Here is a 16,694-nt window from a genome sequence, read left to right as displayed (position 1 = left end):
GCGGTGCGGTCAGACGTCGAACTGGTCGGCGACCGCACGGAGCATGACGGCCAGCTTCTGGCCGGCCGGCTTGGCCGGGTAGCGGCCGCGCTGCAGACCGGGCAGCACGGCGTCCAGCGTGGTGATCAGGTCCTGCACGATCGGTGCCATGTCGTCGGGGCTACGGCGCTGGGCGGCCGCGACCGACGGCAGGGCGTCGAGCAGGGTCACACCCATCGCCTGGTCGCCGCGGTGGCCCGCGACGATCCCGAACTCGACGCGCTGGCCCGGCCGCAGCGTGGTGACCCCGGCGGGCAGCGCCTTGGTGTGAACGAAGACGTCGCCCCCGTCGTCGCGCGACAGGAAGCCGAATCCCTTCGTCTCGTTGAACCACTTGACCTGGCCGGTGGGCATCTCGAACTGTCCTCGGTGTGAGTGTGGGGCGGGGCACCGGTTCGGCCGGACCCCGCCGGGTGGACGGCGAGCCGACCACCCTACGCGGGAGACCGGCGACGCTCAGCAGATTAATGATCCCTCAGCCGCTCATCCCCGAGCGGCACTCGATCCGTCCGGGGGCCTGACGCGGCCGGGACGCGACGCGGCGCGATCCACAGGCAGACACCCCCGATGACGAAGCGGGGTACCCGATCAACCCCGTGCGAGGGCTGCATACCCGGCCGGGGCGGCTGCCGAAACTTTGGGTCCCCGGAGAACTGCGAACAGTGACGGACAGCACGTCGCAGCGGTCCGCGGGCCCGCCCGGGCGCGCCGGACACGCCCTAGGCTGGCCGACATGGTTCTCACCGTGGGCTTCGACCTCGACATGACGCTGCTGGACACCCGCCCGGGGATCAAGGCGACGTACGACGCGCTGGCCGCGGAGACCGGCACCTGGATCGACAGCGAACTCGCGGTCAGCCGGCTGGGGCCGCCGCTGGTGCGCGAGCTGGCGAACTGGTTCCCCGCCGAGCAGGTGGACGCGATCGCCGACCGGTACCGGGTGATGTACCGGGAGTACGCGCTGCCCGCGACCCTGCTGCTGCCCGGCGCCCGGGAGGCGGTCGCCGCGGTGCGGACGCACGGCGGGCGGGTGGCGGTGATCACCGGCAAGTACGAGCCCAACGCCCGGCTGCACCTGGAGCACTTCGACCTGGACGCGGACGTCCTGGTCGGCGACCTGTGGGCGGAGACCAAGGGGGACGCACTGCGCGAGCACGGCGCCGGGGTCTACGTCGGCGACCACCTCGGCGACATCCGCGGCGCCCGGGCCGCCGGTGCGGTCGCGGTCGCGGTGGCCACCGGGCCGTACACCGCGGCGCAGCTGCGGGAGGCCGGCGCGGACGCCGTCCTCGACGACCTCACGGCCTTCCCGGACTGGCTCGCCGCCCACCACGGGGGGATGTGGTAACGCACTCCCGGCTCCGGTGCCGCCCTAGGAGGTGCCTTACGGATCTTGTCGGATCAGCCTGCGGCGTCAGGGTGCGTGCATCGCAAGGCGGAGGAGGGAGTCCATGCGGTGGGGGCACCTCCCGGCCGGAGGCTGGGGGCCATCGGCGACCGACGACAACGCGGCGGTGGGCCCCTCCTGTCCGAGGGCGGGCAAGGAGGGAGCGTGCCATGGCGTCGCGGGCCCGGCAAGATCCGTAAGGCACCCCCTAGGCGTCGGTGCGGGTGCGGCGGCGCTGGGCGCGGGCGGAGGTGAGCAGGCCGGCCAGGGACAGCAGGAAGCCCAGCGGCATCAGCATGCAGATCCAGTACGCCGCGGTGGGCAGCCTCGTCAGGTGGAAGAAGAGCGGGACGAAGGTGACCATGGTCGCGACCGCTCCGACGGCGAAGACGATCGCCCCGGCCCGGACGAGGGCGTCGCCGCGGTCGGCGGACGGCTTGCTCACAACTGGCTCCTCACTGCGTCGGCACGCATCAGTCTCCCAGCCGTCGGCCCCCGCCGTTCGGCGGGGGCGGATTCAGCCTGCGTGTCGAGTCCTCCCAGGAATCTCCCAGCGATCCTTGAAACTGAAGCAACAACGGGGGCGCAGGGCCGACCGGGGGGAGCGGGCGCATGGGACTCACCAGCCACAAGGTGCTGGCACTGTCCGCATTGGTGGCGGTGGCTGCGATCGCGGGCACCGTCTGGCTCTGGCCCAGGCTGGCCAGGCCGACCTGGACGGCCGTGACGGCCCGGCTGGGCACCATCGTCGGCACCCAGCTGGCCGTCATGTGCACCCTCGGCCTGCTGGCCAACAACTACTTCGCCTTCTACAGCAGCTGGGACGACCTGCTCGGCACCGGCGACCAGGGCCCGGTGACGATCCAGAACCGGCTCGACGGGCGCCAGCACGGCGTGCAGCGGATCTCCGCCGAGAACGTCCGCGGCACCAACACCGTCGGCCGGGACGCGGCGCAGGTCGGCAAGCTGGAGAAGATCCGCATCCCCGGCGCCACCACCGGGCTGGCGACCGACGGGTACGTCTACCTGCCGCCGCAGTACTTCCAGCCGGAGTACAAGGACAAGCGCTTCCCCGCCGCGATCGCCATCACCGGCTTCCCGGGGGACGCCAAGAACCTGATCACCAAGCTGAACTACCCGGCCACCGAGCTCCAGCTGATCCGCGACGGCCGGATGAAGCCGACCGTCCTGGTGCTGATGCGCCCCTCGCCCGCCATGCCGCGGGACACCGAGTGCGAGGACGTGCCGGGCGGGCCGCAGGCGGCGAGCTACTTCACCCACGACGTGCCGGCCGCGATCGGCAGCGCGTACCGGGTGGCCACCGGCCCCGGCAGCTGGGGCGTGATCGGCAACTCCACCGGCGGGTACTGCGCGCTCAAGCTGGCGCTGCGCAATCCCGGCGTGTTCTCCGCCGCGGTCTCGCTCTCCGGGTACTACAAGGCCGCCGAGGACGCCACCACCGGCGACCTCTTCGGCGGCGACGCCCGCCGCCGCGAGGACGCCGACCTGACCTGGCGCCTCACGCACCTGCCCCGGCCCGCGGTCTCGCTGCTGGTCGGCGGCACCAAGGAGGGCGACGGCGACTACTACCGCAGCACCGAGCAGTTCGTCGCGGCCGCCAAGGGCGGGCCGACCAAGGTCTCCTCGATCACCCTGGCGACCGGCGGCCACAACTTCAACACCTGGTCGCGGATGCTTCCCGCCTCGCTGGGCTGGCTCGGCGAGCACCTCCCCGACCCGCGCTGACGCCCACGCCGGTGACGGCTCCTCAGGCAGATCGGGCATTTCATCCATAATCGGATGCAGATGCCCGACCTCCGGGAGGTCCCGATGCCCCACCGGCCGACCCGCCGGGCGGTCCTGACCGCGCTCGCCGCCGGCTGCGGCGGCGTGCTCGCCGGATGCACCGGGCCCACCGTGCTCCGCGGCACCCCGGCCGCCACCGGCGCGCAGTCCGCGGCGAGCGGCAGTCCCAGCCCGCGCCCCACCCCGAGCACCACCGTCACCGCCGCGACCGGCCCGGTGACGGTGCCCGGCGGCCCCGTCCGCGTGGTCGTCCTCGGCACCCCCGAGCTGGACTCCGCGATGACGCTCGGCATCACCCCGGTCGGCTCGACCCGCTCCGCCCTCGACCCCGGCCTGCCCGACTACTGGCCGGCCTCCCGGCTCGCAGAGATCGCCCAGGTGGGCGACACCGGCAGCCCCGACCCGGCCCGCATCCGCAGGACCGAGCCGCAGGTCGTCCTCGGCAGCCAGTCCCGCGACGGCGCCCACCTGGAAGCCCTGCAGCAGATCGCGCCCACCGTGCTCACCCGCACCCCGGGCCCGCCGTGGAAGGACAACTTCCAGCTGCACGCGCAGACCCTGGGCCGCCAGGAGCAGGCCGCCGCGGTCACCTCCGAGTACCGCCGGCACATCGAGCGGGCCGCCCGGGCGATCCGGAACGCCGGTTCGGGCGGGCGCAGGATCGGCGTCCTGCGGTTCGTCGAGGGCCCGCCGCCCGGCATCCGCACCCACGGGCGGCAGAGCTTCCTCGGCAGCGTCCTCACCGATCTCGGCCTCGGCCGCCCGGACGCCCAGAACACCGAGCAGGACGAGATCGACCTGCCCGTGGACCAGCTCGCCCGCGCCGACGCCGACTTCCTCTTCTACGCCACCTACGGCGACCCCGACCGGGCCGGCACCACGGCGGTACTGCGCAGCCCCGGCTGGCTCGCCCTCGGCGCGGTCAGGGCGCACCGGGCCTTCCCGGTCGACGACCGGCTGTGGTTCCAAGGCGTCGGCTACACCGGGGCCAACCTGATCGTCGGCGAGCTGCAGCGCTTCCTGGGCGCCTGACCGGGCGGCCCCTCCGCGGCTGCCGACCGGGCCGGCGTCACTCCGCGGCCTTGCGCCGGCGGAGCGTCACCGCCAGTACGACCAGGGCCGTCAGCACCGCGGCCGTCCGCAGCACGTCGGGGGCCGCCGTCCAGACGGCGTGGTTCATCGCCTCGCCCTCGGCCAGCGGCTCGCCCCAGCGGCCCTTCGTCCGGCCCCAGTACCAGAAGGCCGACGCGCTCATGGTGGCCAGCGGGATGCCGATCACCACGACCTTGCGGGTCAGGTCGGAGAACTGCCGCGACAGGTAGGCCGCCCCCCAGCCGAGCAGGATCGCCAGCAGCTGCCCGGTCACGGCGCCGGCCAGCAGTGCGGCGGCCGCGAACAGCAGCAGCGGGGAGGGCCGGCGGCCGGCCAGCAGGCCCTTCGGGGCGGGCTCGGCCGGCGCGTCCCCGGTGCTGCCGCCCTTCCCGGCCCCGCCCTTCCCGGGCTTGCCCTTCCTGGACGTGCGGCCGGTCGGCGCGGCCGGGGCCGGTTCGGTCGGGGCAGGTGCCTCGGCCTCCGCCCCGGCCCGCTGCGCGGGGACGTCGGCGGCCGGGTCCGCGGCCGCCCGAGCCGCCTCGCCGAGCGGGTCGAACTGCACCACTTCCCAGCCGGGCAGGGTCAGCCCGGAGTCGGAGGGGCCGAAGAGCGGGGCGTCCTGGGCCACCGGGGGCCTCGCCGCCTGCGGAGCCTCCGGAGTCTTCGGACCGGGCTCGGCCGGGGACTTCGGGGCGTACACGCTCTGCTCGTCGGCCGGGGTGTCGTCGGCGGCCGGGCGCGGCGGCCCGATCACCCGCCACGGCATCCCGGACTTCCACCACTCGCCGCCGGCCCCGCCGCCCCGGCCGCCGTCCTGCCCGGCGCCGTCCGCCGTACCGCCCGCCCCGTCGTCCGCCATCTCCCGCACCCCGCTCGCTCACCGGCCCCGCCCACTGCCGACGGTACCGACTGGCGTGCCGCACACGCGAGAGGCGCCGCCGTCGCCCCCCTCCGGACCGCACCGGCCCGCCTGCGGCGGACCGGGCACCGTCCGGCACTGGGCCCCGGGAAGGCGGGCCGACTAACCTGGGTCGGATGACCACCCAGCAGAGCGGGCCGTCCCGCACCCGGGCCACCGCACCCCGCACGCTCGCCGAGGAGCTCCGGGCCCGCAGCGACGAGGACCTCGCCGGGCTGCTCCGGGTGCGGCCCGACCTGCTGAACCCCGTCCCCGGCGACCTCACCCAGCTCTCGGCGCGGCTGTCCAGCCGGGCCTCCGCACTGCGCGCCCTGGAGCGGCTCGACCGCTTCACCCTGCAGGTCGCCGAGGCGCTGGCCGCCGCGCCGGAGGGCAGCCCCGACACGGTCGTCCGCAATCTGCTGGCCGGTCCGGCCAGGGTGAAGCCGCACCCGCAGGCCGACCCGGTCGACCGCGCCGCGGTCACCGCCGCGCTGCCCGGCGCGCTCGCCGCACTCCGCTCCCGGGCGCTGCTCTGGGGCCCGGACTCGGCGCTGCGGCTGGTCCTGGCCGTCCGCGAGGCGCTGGCGCCGAGCGCGGCCAACCCCGGACGGACCGGCCTCGGCCCGACCGTGGCCGAGGCGACCACCGGCATGTCGCCGGCCCGGCTGCAGGAGCTGCTGGCCGGCGCAGGCCTGCCCGCCACTCCGGACCCGGTGACCGCGGTGGCCGCGCTCGCGGGCCTGTTCGCGGACCGCAAGCGCTGCGCCGCGCTGCTGGAGCAGGCGCCGCCGCCCGCCCTCGCCCTGCTGGACCGGCTGGTCTGGGGCCCGCCCACCGGCACCCTCCCGGACGCCGCCCGCCCGGTGACCGCCGAGCAGGCGCACACCCCCTTGGAGTGGCTGCTCGCCCGGGGCATGCTGCTGCCCTCCGGCCCCGGCTCGGTCGTGCTGCCCCGCGAACTCGCCCTGCACCTGCGCGGCGGCCGCAGCCACCGCACCGTGGAGCCGGCACCGCCCGTGCTCGCACCGGCCGCCGAACGCGACCCGGCCACGGTCGACGCGACCGCCGCGGGACAGGCCTACACCGCGGTGCGGACCGTCGAGGAGCTGCTGGAGGGCTGGGGGCTCCAGCCGCCGCCCACCCTGCGGGCCGGCGGCGTCGGCGTCCGCGACCTCAAGCGGGCCGCCGCCGCACTGGAGTGCTCCGAGCAGACCGCCGCGTTCTGGCTGGAACTCGCCTACGCGGCCGGCCTGCTCGCCCCGGACGGCGAGGCGGACGAGCACTGGGCGCCCACCCCCGCCTACGACGGCTGGCTGCAGGACACGGTGGCCGAGCGGTGGGCCCGGCTCGCCGACGCCTGGCTGGCCGGCACCCGGGTGGCCGGGCTGACCGGCAGCCCGGACGCCAAGGGCAAGCCGCGGGCCGCCCTCGGCCCCGAGCTCGACCGCACCCTCGCGCCGTCCGTCCGCCGGGCGGTGCTCGGGCTGCTCGCCGGCCTGCCACCGGGCGGCACCGCCACCGCCGGGGGCCTGCTGCCCGCGCTGCGCTGGCAGCGCCCGCTGCGCGGCGGCGCCACCGGCCCGGACGGCCGCGACCTGCGCGAACACCTCACCGACTGGACGCTGCACGAGGCCGAACTGCTCGGCGTCACCGGCCGCGGGGCGCTCGCCACGGCCGCCCGCACCCTGCTGGCGGGCGACGATCCGGTGCCCGTGCTCGCCCCGCTGCTGCCGCAGCCGCTGGACCACGTCATCCTGCAGCCGGACCTGACCGCGATCGCGCCCGGGCCGCTGCTCACCCCGCTCTCCCAGGCGCTGGCGCTCTGCGCGGACATCGAGTCCAAGGGCGGCGCGACGGTCTACCGGTTCACCGCGGAGTCCGTCCGGCGGGCGCTGGACGCCGGGCGCACCGCGTCCGACCTGCACGCCTTCCTGGAACAGCACTCCCGGACGCCGGTGCCGCAGCCGCTCGCCTACCTGGTCGACGACGTGGCGCGGCGGCACGGCGTGCTGCGGGTCGGCGCCGCCTCCTCGTACCTGCGCTGCGACGACCCCGCACTGCTGAACGAGGTGCTGGCGGACCGGCGCACGGCCGAGCTGCGGCTGCGACTGCTCGCGCCGACGGTGCTGGCCGCGCAGGCGCCGACCGAGACGCTGCTGGCCGTGCTGCGGGGGATGGGCTACGCGCCGGCCGCGGAGTCCGCCGAGGGCGATGTGCTGATCACCCGCCCGGACAGCCGGCGGACGCCGCCGCGCAGCGCGCCGGCTCCGGTGCCGGACGGGCCGCCGCGCCCGGACGACGCGCTGCTCGGGGCGGCGGTGAAGGCGATCCGGGCCGGCGACCGCGCGGCCACCGCCGTCCGCCGGGAGACGGTGGCCGGGCCGGCCGCGAACATGCCGCAGTCCGGCCCGGCCCGCACCGACCTGCGGCAGCTGCCGCGCACCGCGGCCGCCGACACGCTGGCCGCCCTGCAGACGGCGGTGCTGCTCGGCGAGCGGATGTGGATCGGTTACATCAACGCCGAGGGGATCGCCTCGCAGCGGGTGGTCGACCCGGTGAAGGTCGAGGGCGGGTTCGTCACCGCCTTCGACCACCTGTCGGACGAGGTCCGCACCTTCGCCCTGCACCGGATCACCGGCGTCGCCGAGGTCGACGAGCCGGCCTGAGACCGGAGGTCAGTGCCCCTGGGCGGCCTTGGCGTCCTGTTCGGCCTTCTGCTGCTTGGCCTGCTCGACGAAGGACTGCGGGTCGGGGATCTTGGGCTGCACCCCGGTCAGCAGACCGGTCGCGGTGAACGCGGTGGCACCCAGCAGCCCGCCGGGCTGCCCGATGTCGGCGACCTGGTCGAGGCCCGGCTCGGCGGCCTGGGCGTGGCTCGCGCCGAGGACGGTGGCGAAGGCCGCGCCGGAGAGGGCGAGGCCGGCGAGGAGGCGGTTCGGCTTGTTCATGACCTGCCCAACGAGGCCGCCGCCGTCCGGTCACCCGCGGGCCGCCCTGGGAACGGCAGGAGCCCCGGGCACGGGCCCGGGGCTCCTGGGGAAGGGCTTCGGTGGGTCAGACGCCCGCGCCGGCCGTCTCCTGGTCCTTCGAGCCGTCCTTCGGCTGCGGGGCCGCGTCACGCGCCGAGTCGTAGCCGATGAAGAACGTGGGACGGTGCTGGACCGCGGTGTAGATCCGGCCGATGTACTCGCCGAGCAGGCCGACGCAGATCAGCTGGACGCCGCCGATGAACAGCATCCCGACGATGAGGGAGGTCCAGCCCGGGACGGTCTTGCCGCCGATGTAGATGCCGAGCGTGGCGAGCAGCATCGCGAAGCAGCCGAAGAAGCTGGTGACGCCGAGCCAGGTGGCGATCCGCAGCGGAGCCGCGGAGAAGTTAATGATGCTGTCGACCGCCAGGCGGATCATCTTGCTCAGCGGGTACTTGGTCTCGCCGGCCACCCGCTCGTCGCGGAAGTACGTCACCTGGCCGCTCGGGAAGCCGAGCCACGGCACCAGCAGGCGGTAGACCTGCTGCTGGTCCGGCAGGGACTTGAGGGCGTCCACGGCCTCGCGGCTCAGCAGGCGGAAGTCGCCGGCCTGCGAGGGCACCCGCTTGCCGACCATGCGGCGCATCAGCCAGTAGTAGGCGCCGGCCGTCCAGCGCTTGAAGCCGGTGTCGGTGCTGCGGTCCGAGCGGACGCCGTAGACGATGTCGAGGTTCTGGCTCCGGGCCAGGTCCAGCATCTCCGGTATCTTCTCCGGCGGGTCCTGGAGGTCCGCGTCGATGCTGGCGACGTACGCGCCGACCGAGCTGTGCAGGCCGGCGGTGAGCGCGGCCTGGTGGCCCGAGTTGCGGCGCAGCTTGACTATGCGCAGCTCCGACCAGGTCAGGCGGAACTCCTCGAGGAGCTCGGCCGTGCGGTCCGCGCTGCCGTCGTCCACCGCGACGACCTCGTAGCTGACGCCCGTCCCGTCAAGTGCGGGCCGGAGGCGGGACACCAGTGCGGGGAGGGCCTCCTCCTCGTTGTACATCGGGATGACCACCGACAAGACTGTCGTGGTTGGCTCAGCCACCATGGAATCCTGCCTGCGGTATCGGACTTGACGAAGATGGCGCCCTGACTTTAGTACATGCGCGCAAGCGGCCCGCAGGCCGCTCCGGCCACGGACCGGCCCCGGGGTGCCGGGCCTCCGGCGGGCGCCCGCTCCGGGGGTGCACGTCCCAGTGGGCCATATCAAGGCTGACAGTCTGACGATTCTCATTCGCTCCCCTGCGCAAGGGGGTGGGCGGCACCCGCACGGAACACCGCGGATCGCACCGGAACGCGCACAGGACTGCCGCCCGCGACCCCGCGGACCGACCGGTCGGGGAGACCGGCCGACACCGCGCGCGGCGGAGCACCCGTGTGTCCGGGCAGCAGCAGCGACTCCGCCGGGCGCACTCGGCCGACAGGTCGGCGGGCGCCGGTCGAGCCGGACACACACGGGAGTGGAAGAGCCCGATGGGCACGAGTCACAGCACCCCGCTCCTGGCGGACCGCGAACCCGTCGCCGTTGCAGCTCCGGCCCGGGCCGGCCCTCGGACGGCGGAGGCTCCGACCGGGCGGGCCGCCGGCCCCACGCGGTCCTGCGCTACGCCGGTACACGGCCTGGGGCGTCCTGCTGCCGGGCACCCTGGTCTACCGCTCGCTGCGGCGCCGGCCGCACACCCTGGTGGAGGAGCTGGCGTTCGGCGCCGCCACCGGCCTGGTCCTCGAACTGGCCGCCTGGGCGTTGTTCGTCTCGCTCGGGATCGAGTCCGCGGCGACGCTGTGGCCGCTGCTGGTGGTCGTCCCGTTCGCCGCCGTGCCCCGGCTTCGCAGGCACTGGTGGGTGCGCGGCCACCGGCCCGTCCCGCTCGGCTGGTCCTGGTCCGTAGCGGGCATCGTGGCCGCGGCCTTCGGCTACCTGTACAAGGTGTACCTCGAGCGGAACCCGATCCTGCCGCCGAACGACAGCGCCCGGCAGTTCGTCGACATCTCCTACCAGATGTCGCTGGCCGGGAACGCCAAGCACAACTTCCCGCTGACCCTGCCCCAGGTCGCCGGCGAGCCGCTGGAGTACCACTGGTTCGCCTTCGCGCACCAGGCCATGACCAGCCTGGTCGGCCACCTCGACCTCCCGGTCGTCCAGCTCCGGCTCATGATCCCGGCGCTGGTCGCGCTCACGCTGGTGCTCACGGCCGTGGTCGCCTGGCGGATCTCCGGCCGCGCCTGGGCCGGTCCGGTCGCCGCCCTGCTGATCTTCGCCATCGGCGAGTTCAACGCCTCGGCCACGGGCACGCCGTTCGGCTCGCCGCAGACCACCCTGATGGTCTGGGCGAGCATCTCGATGACGTACAGCCAGCCGCTGCTCTTCGCGCTGATCGGCGTCACCGCGGAGGGGCTTCGCAAGCGCGCCGCGGACGACGAGGTCCCGGCGCTGGGCCGCGGGGTGTTCGTCCTGGTCGCGCTGTTCGCCTTCGCCTCGTGCGCCGCCAAGGCCACCTCCGTCCCGGTGCCCCTGGCCGGCCTCGCGCTCGCCGGACTGGTGGTCCTGGTGCGCACCCGGCGGCTCCCCCTGGCCGTCCTGGGCATGGGGCTGGCCGTGGCCGCGGCCCAGCTCTTCTCGACCGCCGTCATCTTCCGGTTCAAGAGCTACGGCCTGGAGGTCGGGCCGCTCGCCAACCTCAGCGGCAGCTGGGCCGACCCGCAGCAGCTCCGCTCCGGTGCCGGCCGGGCCGTGCTCGCCGCGCTGGTCTGCTTCGCGTTCCTGGTCAACACCCAGCTGCGGCTGGTCGGTGCGCTGCCGCTGCTGCTGCGCTCCCGGCTGCGGCTCGACACCGTCCAGTGGTTCCTGCTCGGCGGCGCCGTCGCCAGGCCGGCCGTCTTCCTGCTGGTCAAGGGCTGGAACGCCGGCTACTTCACGCACGCGGGCCTCGCCTTCGGCGTGGTGCTGTCGGCCTGGGGCTTCTGCGAGTCCTTCGAGCGGGCCCGGCTGTCCACCCGCGGCAAGGTCCTGCTGGCCCTGTGGGCGGTCGTCGACAGGAGCGCCGGGATGCGGGCGCGGGTCGCGGCCCGCGTCAAGCACCGGGGTTCGGACCCGTCCTCCGTCCTCGCCGCCTTCGGCGACGGGAAGGCCGGCCGCGAGTCCCCCGAGCGCGTCTTCGACAACGGCCGGATCGGCATCTACGAGCTCCGGCGGTAGTCCACGGGCCCGGCGGCCCGGCGGGGAGTGCCCACCGGGCCGCCGGAGGCCGTCCGGGTGCGGGACACTGGAAAGTCTGCGACACGACAACCCGGAGGGTGCCCGCGTGAACGACGGACCGCTCATCGTCCAGAGCGACAAGACGCTCCTGCTGGAGATCGACCACCCCAGGGCGGCGGACTGCCGGCGCGTGATCGCGCCGTTCGCCGAGCTGGAGCGCGCCCCGGAGCACGTACACACCTACCGCGTCACCCCGCTCGGCCTGTGGAACGCCCGGGCGGCCGGCCACGACGCCGAGCAGGTGGTCGACGCCCTGGTCACCTACTCCCGCTACCCGGTGCCGCACGCCCTGCTGGTCGACATCGCCGACACCATGGCCCGCTACGGCCGGCTGCAGCTGCAGAAGCACCCGGTGCACGGCCTCGTCCTCTCCACCACCGACCGGCCGGTGCTGGAGGAGGTGCTGCGCTCCAAGAAGATCGTCCCGCTGGTCGGCGCCCGGGTCGACCCGGACACCGTGGTGGTGCACCCCTCGGAGCGCGGCCAGATCAAGCAGGTGCTGCTGAAGCTCGGCTGGCCGGCCGAGGACCACGCCGGCTACGTGGACGGCGAGGCCCACCCGATCCACCTGGAGGAGGACGGCTGGCAGCTGCGGCCGTACCAGCAGCAGGCGGTGGAGGGCTTCTGGCACGGCGGCAGCGGCGTCGTGGTGCTGCCGTGCGGTGCGGGCAAGACGCTGGTCGGCGCGGCGGCGATGGCGGAGGCCAAGTCGACCACGCTGATCCTGGTCACCAACACCGTCTCGGCCCGGCAGTGGAAGCACGAGCTGGTGAAGCGCACCTCGCTGACCGAGGACGAGATCGGCGAGTACAGCGGCACCCGCAAGGAGATCCGGCCGGTCACCATCGCCACGTACCAGGTGATGACGACCCGCCGGAAGGGCGTCTACCCGCACCTGGAGCTGTTCGACGCCCGCAACTGGGGCCTGGTGGTGTACGACGAGGTGCACCTGCTGCCGGCGCCGGTGTTCAAGTTCACCGCGGACCTGCAGGCCCGCCGCCGCCTCGGCCTGACGGCGACCCTGGTGCGCGAGGACGGCCGCGAGGGGGACGTGTTCTCGCTGATCGGCCCCAAGCGGTTCGACGCGCCGTGGAAGGAGATCGAGGCGCAGGGCTACATCGCGCCGGCGGACTGCGTGGAGGTGCGGGTGACGCTCTCCGACTCGGAGCGGCTGGCGTACGCGACCGCCGAGCCGGAGGAGCGGTACCGGTTCTGCTCCACAACGGCGACCAAGCGCCGGGTGGTGGAGTCGCTGGTCCGCAAGCACGAGAAGGACCAGACGCTGATCATCGGCCAGTACATCGACCAGTTGGACGAGCTGGGCGAGGCGCTCGACGCCCCGGTGATCAAGGGCGAGACGACCAACGCGCAGCGCGAGAAGCTGTTCGACGCGTTCCGGAACAAGGAGATCTCCGTGCTGGTGGTCTCCAAGGTGGCGAACTTCTCGATCGACCTGCCGGAGGCCACCGTGGCCATCCAGGTCTCGGGGACGTTCGGCTCCCGCCAGGAGGAGGCGCAGCGGCTCGGCCGGGTGCTGCGGCCCAAGGCGGACGGCCACATGGCGCACTTCTACTCGGTCGTCGCCCGGGACACCGTGGACCAGGACTTCGCGGCGCACCGGCAGCGGTTCCTGGCCGAGCAGGGCTACGCGTACCGGATCGTCGACGCGGACGACATCTGAGCGGGGCCCGCGGCCGGGGCCGGGGTCAGTAGGAGACGCCGTCGCGGCCGAGGAAGACCACGCGGGCGGCGGTGTCGAGCATGATCCCGACGTTGCGGACGGCCTTCGCCACCGGGCTGCGGTGGCGGGGGCCGGCCGGGTCCGTCCGGTTGGCGGAGCGGCGGTGGGCGGTGTGCTGCGTTCTGTTCCTCATGTTTCCACCGTAGGTTTGCGGCCACCGGGGCGCATCGGCCCGAAGTCCGTTTCCGCCGGTCCCCGGTGTCGTCCTGGAGGCGTAGGGCGACCCCGAGGTTCGGGGGTGGCGACCCCGAGACCGCCCCCGGGGCGGTCACCTCCGGAGCGCCCGTTCGAGGCGCTGCTGCACCCCTGAGGGCCCCGCCTGATTCTTCGCCCGGTTCGCAGCCGATCGGCTATGATCGCCGGTCTGCCCCTCCCGAACCGTGGTGCCCCGTCGTGCGGCAGCCGGGGGAGGTCCGGCCGCTCGGCAACCGGCCGGTGTCCTTCTGCCATGAGCTTCCACCATGAGTCCGCTGCCCCCGCGCCGCCGTGCGCCGGCCGGGCAGCCGGGAAGGTTCGCCGTGCACTCCCCCCTCACCGACGCCGCCGATCCACTGCAGCGCGAGCGCGGCCACCTGGCCTCCTCGCGCGCCGCGCTGCGCGCCATGCGCGAGGACGTCGAGTCGCTCGACCTCACCGACGTCACCGGCACCTGGGTGTCGGCCGCCGTCCTGCACAACCAGATCCAGCAGCGGATCGCCGCACTGGCCGACCTGTCGCACACCCCGCTGTTCTTCGGCCGCCTCGACTACCTGCACGCGATCAGCGAGGAGCTGGCCGAGGGCGGCACCGGAGAGCGGTTCTACATCGGCCGCCGGCACGTGCACGACGCGGACGGCGACCCGATGGTGATCGACTGGCGGGCCCCGGTCTCACAGCCGTTCTACCGGGCCAGCCGCAAGGACCCGATGGACGTGGAGCGCCGCCGCCGGTTCGGCTACACCGGCGGCGAACTGACCGCCTACGAGGACGAGCACCTGAGCGACCCGGCCGAGGGGGAGACCCGGTCGGCGCTGCTCGCCGCGGAGATCGAGAAGCCCCGCGTCGGTCCGATGCGCGACATCGTGGCGACCATCCAGCCCGAGCAGGACGAGATCGTGCGCGCCGACATCGGCGGCACCGTCTGCGTCCAGGGCGCCCCCGGCACCGGGAAGACCGCCGTCGGCCTGCACCGCGTGGCCTACCTGCTGTACGCGCACCGGGAGCGCCTCGCCCGCACCGGGACGCTGGTGATCGGCCCGAACAGCTCCTTCCTGCAGTACATCGAGCAGGTGCTGCCCGCACTCGGCGAGTTGGACGTCGCCCAGGCGACCGTGCAGCAGCTGGTCGGGCACGTCGAGGTGCGCGGCGCGGACTCCGCCGAGGCGGCCCTGGTCAAGGGCGACGCCCGGATGGCGGAGGTGCTGCGGCGCGCCGTCCGCTCGGGCATCACGCTGCCCACCGAGCCGTGCGTGGTGGTCCGCGGCTCCCGCCGCTGGCGCGTCCCGGTGCACGAACTCGTCGAGATCATCGAGGAGTTGCAGGGCCGCGACATCCGCTACGGTGCCGCCCGGGACGCCCTGCCGCAGCGGATCGCGCACGCCGTGCTGGTGAAGATGGAGCAGTCCGGCGAGGCACCCGACGACCGGGTGCAGGACGCGGTGGCCCGCAATGCGGCCGTCAAGGCGGTGGTGAAGGCCTGCTGGCCGCCGATCGACCCGGTGAAGCTGGTGCACCGGCTGCTCTCCGACGCGGAGTTCCTCGCGCAGTGCGCGGACGGCGTGCTGAGCGAGGAGGAGCAGCGGGCGGTCCGCTGGGCGAAGCCCGTCCGCTCCGCGCGCACGGCCCCCTGGTCGGCGGCGGACGCGGTGCTGGTGGACGAGGCGGCCGACCTGGTGCAGCGCACCCCGTCGCTCGGCCACGTGGTGCTGGACGAGGCCCAGGACCTGTCGCCGATGCAGTACCGCGCGGTGGGCCGCCGCTGCTCGACCGGCTCGGCGACCGTCCTCGGGGACATCGCGCAGGGCACCACCCCGTGGGCCACCGCCGACTGGCCGCAGGCCCTGCACCACCTGGGCAAGCCGGGCGCGCACGTGGAGGAGCTCACCCAGGGCTTCCGGGTGCCGGAGGAGGTCATCGCGTACGCCTCGCGGCTGCTGCCGGAGATCGCGCCCGGGCTGGCGCCGGCGAGCTCGGTGCGTGATGCGCCCGGTTCGCTGGTGGTCCGCAGGGTCGACGGCGACCTGGTGGCCGAGGTGGTGACGGCCTGCAGGACGGCTCTCGGCCGGGAGGGCTCGACCGGGCTGATCGCCGCCGACGCGCGCATCCCGCTGTTCGCCGAGGCGCTGGCGGCGGCCGGGCTGCCGTTCGTCGAGCCGGGCACCGAGACCACGGCGGAGGCCCGGCTCACCCTGGTGCCCGCCTCGCTGGCCAAGGGCCTGGAGTACGACTACGTGGTGCTCGACGAACCCGCCGACGTCGTCGCGGGCGAGCCGGACGAGCGGACCGGCCTGCGCCGGCTGTACGTGGCACTGACCCGCGCGGTCTCCGGACTGCAGGTGCTGCACTCGGCCCCCCTGCCGGAGCGGCTCGGCGCTTAGGGCGTACCGGGGAACGCCCGAGGGGCGCGTGGGGGCACCTCCCGGCCGGAGGCCGGGGAGAACCGCGCGATTCGGACGCGGTGTCACGACAGCACGGGCCGGGCCGTGATCCGTACGGCGGCCGCATCCGAATCGCGCAGTTCCCTGCGCCCCATGGGTGCACCCGGGCGCCTTCGCGCAACGTCAGGCGTCGGCCAGGGTCCGCCAGACGGCGACCTTGGCCGGGTCGACCGGGGTCGACCAGCCGTCCACGCGGACGGCGCCGCCGATGTGGAAGGCGTCGAACCCGGCCGCCTTCAGCCCGGGGACGTGCCCGGCGCGCAGACCGCCGCCGACCAGGATGCGCTGCGCGTAGCCGGGCTCGCCCGCTTTGGCGATCTCGCCCTCCAGCACGCCCTGGCCGACGTCGACGCCTGCGGGGGCGCCGGAGGTGAGGAAGGTGTCCACGCCCGGCAGTTCGGCGACCGCGGCCCGGACGGCGGCCCGGTCGGCGCTGTGGTCGAGCGCGCGGTGGAACGTCCACGGGCAGCCCGCCACGGCCTCGGCGACGGTGGCGGTGGCCGCCAGGTCGACGGCCCCGCGCTCGTCGAGGAAGCCGAAGACGAACTCCTCGGCGCCCTCGGCGCGCAGCGCGGCCGTCCGGGCGAGCAGGTCGTCCAGGTCGCCGGGGGTGAAGCCGTCGCGGATGCGCAGCATCACGCGCAGCGGCAGGGAGACCGCGGCCCGGATCTCGGCGAAGCCGGTCACCGACGGGGTGAGCCCGTCGGCGGCCATGTCGGTGACCAGCTCCAGGCGGTCGGCACCGCCGGATTCGGCGGCCCTGGCATCCTCGGCAGTCAGCGCGATGACTTCGACAATTGGTCTAGACATATGCGTACCCTGCCA

General features: G+C 74.5%; 14 protein-coding genes. 7 read left to right on the top strand and 7 right to left on the bottom strand.

The window, feature by feature from the left end; all coding sequences use genetic code 11:
* Positions 1–9: 9 nt before the first annotated feature.
* Positions 10–393: a cold-shock protein gene (locus AB0M03_RS05480; RefSeq protein ID WP_344622529.1), complete on the bottom strand. Its 384-nt coding sequence runs from the start codon at positions 391–393 to the stop codon at positions 10–12.
* A 379-nt stretch (positions 394–772) separates the two neighbouring features.
* Here AB0M03_RS05480 and AB0M03_RS05475 point away from each other — a divergent pair, with 379 nt between their 5' ends.
* Complete coding sequence (locus AB0M03_RS05475) at positions 773–1,387, top strand: HAD hydrolase-like protein (RefSeq protein WP_363488691.1); 615 nt, start codon at positions 773–775, stop codon at positions 1,385–1,387.
* A gap of 247 nt (positions 1,388–1,634) precedes the next feature.
* Here the strand turns inward: AB0M03_RS05475 and AB0M03_RS05470 are convergent, their stop codons facing one another.
* A complete protein-coding gene (locus tag AB0M03_RS05470) occupies positions 1,635–1,871 on the bottom strand; it encodes a hypothetical protein (RefSeq protein WP_363488689.1) in 237 nt (78 codons plus the stop codon).
* 167 nt (positions 1,872–2,038) lie between these two features.
* On the opposite strand from AB0M03_RS05470, the gene AB0M03_RS05465 reads away from it, so the two are divergent.
* Entirely contained in the window at positions 2,039–3,172 is a 1,134-nt protein-coding gene (locus AB0M03_RS05465; protein ID WP_363488687.1) for an alpha/beta hydrolase-fold protein, read from the top strand.
* A gap of 60 nt (positions 3,173–3,232) precedes the next feature.
* Positions 3,233–4,264, top strand: coding sequence for an iron-siderophore ABC transporter substrate-binding protein (locus AB0M03_RS05460; RefSeq protein WP_363488685.1), 1,032 nt, complete (start codon positions 3,233–3,235; stop codon positions 4,262–4,264).
* Between the two features lie 37 nt (positions 4,265–4,301).
* Here AB0M03_RS05460 and AB0M03_RS05455 read toward each other — a convergent pair whose 3' ends face one another.
* Positions 4,302–5,183: a hypothetical protein gene (locus tag AB0M03_RS05455; protein WP_363488683.1), complete on the bottom strand. Its 882-nt coding sequence runs from the start codon at positions 5,181–5,183 to the stop codon at positions 4,302–4,304.
* Between the two features lie 176 nt (positions 5,184–5,359).
* Between AB0M03_RS05455 and AB0M03_RS05450 the strand changes: the two genes are divergently transcribed.
* Positions 5,360–7,891, top strand: a complete 2,532-nt coding sequence (locus AB0M03_RS05450) for a helicase C-terminal domain-containing protein (protein ID WP_363488681.1) — start codon at positions 5,360–5,362, stop codon at positions 7,889–7,891.
* Between the two features lie 9 nt (positions 7,892–7,900).
* On the opposite strand, the gene AB0M03_RS05445 is transcribed toward AB0M03_RS05450, so the two are convergent.
* Both AB0M03_RS05445 and AB0M03_RS05440 read right to left on the bottom strand, forming a co-directional pair.
* Positions 7,901–8,173 (bottom strand): hypothetical protein, encoded by a 273-nt coding sequence (locus AB0M03_RS05445; RefSeq protein ID WP_363488679.1) that lies wholly within the window; start codon positions 8,171–8,173, stop codon positions 7,901–7,903.
* A 106-nt stretch (positions 8,174–8,279) separates the two neighbouring features.
* Entirely contained in the window at positions 8,280–9,284 is a 1,005-nt protein-coding gene (locus AB0M03_RS05440) for a glycosyltransferase family 2 protein (RefSeq protein WP_363488677.1), read from the bottom strand.
* A 477-nt stretch (positions 9,285–9,761) separates the two neighbouring features.
* On the opposite strand from AB0M03_RS05440, the gene AB0M03_RS05435 reads away from it, so the two are divergent.
* Together AB0M03_RS05435 and AB0M03_RS05430 are read left to right on the top strand one after the other, a co-directional pair.
* A complete protein-coding gene (locus AB0M03_RS05435) occupies positions 9,762–11,432 on the top strand; it encodes a hypothetical protein (protein WP_363488675.1) in 1,671 nt (556 codons plus the stop codon).
* Positions 11,433–11,538: 106 nt separating this feature from the next.
* The gene (locus AB0M03_RS05430; RefSeq protein ID WP_363488673.1) at positions 11,539–13,173 is read left to right on the top strand and encodes a DNA repair helicase XPB; all 1,635 of its coding nucleotides are present in this window, start codon (positions 11,539–11,541) and stop codon (positions 13,171–13,173) included.
* Positions 13,174–13,198: 25 nt separating this feature from the next.
* Here the strand turns inward: AB0M03_RS05430 and AB0M03_RS05425 are convergent, their stop codons facing one another.
* Positions 13,199–13,366 carry a hypothetical protein gene (locus AB0M03_RS05425; protein WP_363488671.1) on the bottom strand — a complete coding sequence of 56 codons (168 nt, stop codon included), beginning with the start codon at positions 13,364–13,366 and terminating at the stop codon, positions 13,199–13,201.
* Positions 13,367–13,751: 385 nt separating this feature from the next.
* Here AB0M03_RS05425 and AB0M03_RS05420 point away from each other — a divergent pair, with 385 nt between their 5' ends.
* On the top strand, positions 13,752–15,809 hold the full coding sequence (locus tag AB0M03_RS05420; protein ID WP_363488669.1) for an AAA family ATPase: 2,058 nt from the start codon (positions 13,752–13,754) through the stop codon (positions 15,807–15,809).
* Positions 15,810–15,992: 183 nt separating this feature from the next.
* Here the strand turns inward: AB0M03_RS05420 and AB0M03_RS05415 are convergent, their stop codons facing one another.
* A complete protein-coding gene (locus AB0M03_RS05415; protein WP_363488667.1) occupies positions 15,993–16,679 on the bottom strand; it encodes a copper homeostasis protein CutC in 687 nt (228 codons plus the stop codon).
* Positions 16,680–16,694: the final 15 nt, after the last annotated feature.

Origin of the sequence: Kitasatospora sp. NPDC051914 (assembly GCF_040680995.1) — a bacterium.
Lineage (GTDB): Bacteria > Actinomycetota > Actinomycetes > Streptomycetales > Streptomycetaceae > Kitasatospora.
This window is presented reverse-complemented; position numbering and strand designations above follow the sequence as displayed.